Origin of the sequence: Pricia sp., from assembly GCF_041745955.1 — a bacterium.
Lineage (GTDB): Bacteria > Bacteroidota > Bacteroidia > Flavobacteriales > Flavobacteriaceae > Pricia.
Genome location: NZ_JBGTHY010000178.1, coordinates 1 through 4,413 on the forward strand (window position 1 = coordinate 1; position 4,413 = coordinate 4,413).

The 4,413-nt window shown below is 45.5% G+C and carries 4 protein-coding genes; 3 read left to right on the top strand and 1 reads right to left on the bottom strand.

Annotated features, from left to right (window positions below; genetic code table 11):
* Positions 1 to 28 precede the first annotated feature (28 nt).
* Both lon and cmk read left to right on the top strand, forming a co-directional pair.
* Positions 29 to 2,479 (top strand): endopeptidase La, encoded by a 2,451-nt coding sequence (lon, locus tag ACEW8S_RS06330; RefSeq protein ID WP_373517335.1) that lies wholly within the window; start codon positions 29 to 31, stop codon positions 2,477 to 2,479.
* Positions 2,479 to 3,171: a (d)CMP kinase gene (gene cmk, locus ACEW8S_RS06335; RefSeq protein ID WP_373517332.1), complete on the top strand. Its 693-nt coding sequence runs from the start codon at positions 2,479 to 2,481 to the stop codon at positions 3,169 to 3,171. The genes lon and cmk overlap by 1 nt, the downstream gene beginning before the upstream one ends.
* Positions 3,172 to 3,233: 62 nt before the next feature.
* On the opposite strand, the gene ACEW8S_RS06340 is transcribed toward cmk, so the two are convergent.
* Positions 3,234 to 3,614, bottom strand: a complete 381-nt coding sequence (locus tag ACEW8S_RS06340) for a LysM peptidoglycan-binding domain-containing protein (protein ID WP_373517333.1) — start codon at positions 3,612 to 3,614, stop codon at positions 3,234 to 3,236.
* 275 nt (positions 3,615 to 3,889) lie between these two features.
* On the opposite strand from ACEW8S_RS06340, the gene ACEW8S_RS06345 reads away from it, so the two are divergent.
* Positions 3,890 to 4,413: S1 RNA-binding domain-containing protein (locus ACEW8S_RS06345; RefSeq protein WP_373517334.1), on the top strand; the 524-nt coding region annotated here is incomplete at its 3' end.

Genomic DNA, 4,413 nt, shown 5'->3' on the forward strand with positions numbered 1-4,413 from the left:
CAATGACAGAATGACCGAAAATATACCTATGGGAGATTCTAATTTTTCAGATTTTGACAATATGTCGTTACAGTCCATCGACGAGGATGCGGAATTGATTCCGTTATTGACACCCGAGGACGAGGAGGAAATGGCCAACGAAAAGTTGCCGGAAACCTTGCCAATATTGCCACTTCGGAATACGGTCCTGTTTCCGGGAGTCGTAATTCCGATTACGGCCGGAAGGGATACTTCCATCAATTTAATAAAGGATGCCAACAACGGATCGAAGGTCATCGGCGTCGTATCGCAAAAGGACGAGCAGACCGAAAATCCGCATGCCAAGGATATCAATACCCTTGGCACGGTAGCCCGAATTTTACGGGTGCTGAAAATGCCGGATGGCAATACCACCGTAATCCTACAGGGGAAAAAGCGTTTCGAAGTCGCCGAAATTCTCACCGAAAAGCCCTATATGACGGCAACGGTAAGGGAAACTGTCGAGGCAAGGCCGGAAAAAGACGGACAGGAGTTCTTGGCCATAATCGAATCGATGAAAGATTTGGCGCTCAGGATCATTCGTGACAATCCGAACATTCCGAGCGAGGCTTCCTTTGCCATAAAGAACATCCAAAGCAACTCCTTTTTGATCAATTTTGTTTCGTCGAACCTCAATCTTGGGGTCAAGGAAAAACAGGAACTGCTGGAGATCAATAGTTTGCAGGAACGAGCCTTGGCCACTTTGAAATATATGAACGTAGAGCTGCAGAAATTGGAGCTCAAAAACAATATTCAGAGCAAGGTGCGCAGCGATATGGACCAGCAGCAGCGCGAATATTTCCTGCACCAGCAGATGAAGACCATTCAAGAAGAGCTGGGCGGGGTATCCCACGATGATGAAGTGCTGGAAATGAAGGCGAGGGCCAAGAAGAAAAAATGGTCCAAAAAAGTCGGTAAACATTTTGAAAAGGAGCTGACCAAAATACAACGGATGAATCCGCAGGTCGCGGAGTATTCCATCCAAAGAAATTATCTGGATCTTTTCCTCGATTTGCCGTGGAATAAATACTCCAAGGATAAATTCGACTTAAAACGCGCGGAGAAAATTTTGGATCGGGACCATTATGGCCTTGAGGATGTTAAACGCCGAATCATTGAATATTTAGCGGTATTGAAGCTTCGTAATGATATGAAATCCCCAATTCTGTGTCTTTATGGCCCTCCTGGCGTTGGTAAGACTTCCCTTGGAAAATCCGTTGCGGAGGCTTTGGGAAGGGAATATGTGCGGATGTCGTTGGGTGGCCTGCGCGATGAAGCCGAAATACGTGGCCACCGTAAAACCTATATCGGTGCCATGCCGGGCAGGATAGTACAGAGCTTAAAAAAAGCGGGTACTTCGAATCCCGTTTTCATACTCGATGAAATCGATAAACTGGCTAGCAGCCATCAGGGCGATCCGTCATCCGCGATGTTGGAGGTGTTGGATCCCGAACAGAACAGTGAGTTCCACGACAACTTTTTGGAGATGGGCTACGACCTTTCCAAAGTCATGTTCATCTCCACGGCCAACGACCTTTCGACTATTCAGCCCGCTTTGCGCGACCGAATGGAAATCATCAGGGTAACCGGATACACTATCGAAGAGAAGGTCATGATCGCCAAAAAACACCTGCTGCCAAAGCAATTAGGGGAACACGGCCTCACCTCGAAGGATATCAAGATCGGAATGCCCCAATTGGAGAAAATCGTCGAGGGATACACCCGTGAATCCGGCGTACGTGCCTTAGAAAAGCAGATTGCCAAAATGGTGCGCTATGCCGCAAAAAATATTGCCACTGAAGAGGAATACAACATAAAAATATCAAAGGAAGACGTTGAAACCATATTGGGTCCCCCACGAATGGCGCGCGATAAATACGAAAACAACGACGTAGCGGGAGTGGTTACGGGACTGGCATGGACGAGCGTCGGCGGCGACATCCTTTTTATTGAATCCATTTTATCCAAGGGAAAAGGTACTTTGAACATTACCGGAAACCTTGGTAAAGTGATGAAGGAATCCGCTACCATCGCCATGGAATATATCAAATCGAACGCCGACCGGTTCGGCATCGATTCCGAGGTCTTTGAAAAGTATAATGTACACATTCACGTGCCTGAAGGCGCTACACCCAAAGACGGACCGAGTGCGGGTATTACCATGCTGACCTCCCTCGTATCCCTTTTCACCCAGAAAAAGGTCAAGAAAAGTCTGGCTATGACGGGTGAGATAACCCTTCGGGGCAAGGTACTTCCCGTCGGCGGTATCAAGGAAAAAATCCTGGCGGCCAAACGCGCACGGATCAAGGAGATCATCCTTTGTAAGGACAATGAAAAGGACATCCTAGAAATTAAAAAGGACTATTTAAAAGGACTGAATTTCCATTATGTCGCTGACATGCACGAAGTCGTGGATATTGCGATTACGGGGCAGAAAGTGAAAAATGCCAAGAAGTTGTAATGCGAAAGATTACCATCGCCATAGACGGCTATTCATCTACAGGCAAAAGCACTCTGGCCAAGCAGTTGGCCCATGCTTTGGGCTATGCGTATGTCGATACCGGGGCGATGTACAGGGCCGTGACGCTTTTTGCCATCAGAAACGGGTTCATCGGTGACGGATCCGAACGTTTACAGGCCCTGGTGCAACTATTGCCCAAAATACGGTTGAAGTTCGCACCCAATGCGGACCTGGGATTTTCAGAAATGTACCTGAACGGTGAAAACGTAGAAGAGGAAATCCGCCAAATGGAAGTATCCGAACATGTAAGCCGCATTGCTGAAATAGAGCAAGTCCGTTATAAGTTGGTGGATATGCAGAAAACCATGGGAAAGGATAAAGGAATCGTCATGGATGGCCGCGACATCGGCACCACCGTTTTCCCAGATGCCGAACTGAAGATTTTCATGACCGCATCACTCCAGGCGCGGGCCACCCGAAGATATAAGGAACTTTTGGATAAAGGGGAAAAGGTAACCTACGAAGAGGTACTCGAAAATGTTCAAAAACGGGATCATATCGATACCCATCGTGAATTTTCGCCACTAAAAAAGGCTGATGACGCCATTGAATTCGATAACAGCGACATGGGGCTACAAGAACAGTTTGAAAGGTTGGAGAGTATAGCCCGGCGGTATATGGAGAAAATATAAAAAAACCGCATAGGACTGAAAATTTTTAGTCCAATGCGGTTTTTCCTTTATCGGTACAATTTTTACGGATTCGGAATTATCAAAACCTGATCAGGATGGATAACATCAGGATTTTTCAAAATACCGGAATTCGCCTCGAATATCTTTTTATATTTCATCGGGTCCCCATAGTATTGTTTGGCGATCTTGCTTAAGGATTCGCCACTTTTAACAACGTGCTTGGCGTATATCGTTTCATCGGCAACGGTGATGTTAGCCTTGATATCCGACGGATTTTCGCCACCGATTTCCTTGATTTTATCCCACAACAAGTTTTTCTCGTACTGGTTGCTGGCTTGACCTTTTACTTTTAAGACGCCGTTTTCTTCCGATACGTCCCCATCCTTAATATTCAATTTTTCGCCCAGATTCAGTACAGGCTGATATTTGTCTTTAACACTCATAATACTAGCTTTAAAATGATTAAAATAATGGCTCCCAAGATAACGATAATTGGTTTACTTGACGGAATACTTCCCGGAATTTTGCCATAAATTCTTCGGATGGATATATCCTGTCATATATAAGGTTGCTAAACCAAGATTAATATCGTATTTTTGCACTCCTTTTTTACAGGGTAGCAAGAGGAAAAGGGATACTGAAAACTATAATGTAAACTACTTCTACGGCGATTGTTCAACTCTTGTAGCATCGTAGGATACAAATTTTAAATCGGCAAATGGCTGAAGAAAAAGCAACCGCAGAGGTGGAAGAAATCACCGAAGCACAACAGGATCAGGACGTTCAACAGGAACAGGAAGTGAAAGAGGAGGCCCCAAAACAAGATCCCCAGGAATTTCTGGAGAATTTCGATTGGGAAAAATACGAAGAGGGCATAGAACCGGTAGATGACGCCAAATTGGCGGAATTCGAAAAACTCGTTACCGAGAATTTCGTGGATACTGCAGATGAAGAAGTCGTTGAAGGTACTGTAACCTACATGACCGAGCGTGAGGCGATTATCGACATCAACGCAAAGTCCGAAGGTGTTATCTCCCTCAACGAATTCCGTTACAATCCCGATTTGAAGGTCGGTGATAAAGTCGATGTGCTTATCGATATCCGTGAGGATAAAAGTGGGCAGTTGATCTTATCCCACAGAAAGGCCAGAACGATTATGGCTTGGGACAGGGTGAATAAATCCCACGATGAGGAATTGGTCGTAAGCGGATTTGTGAAATGTAGAACGAAAGGCGGTATGAT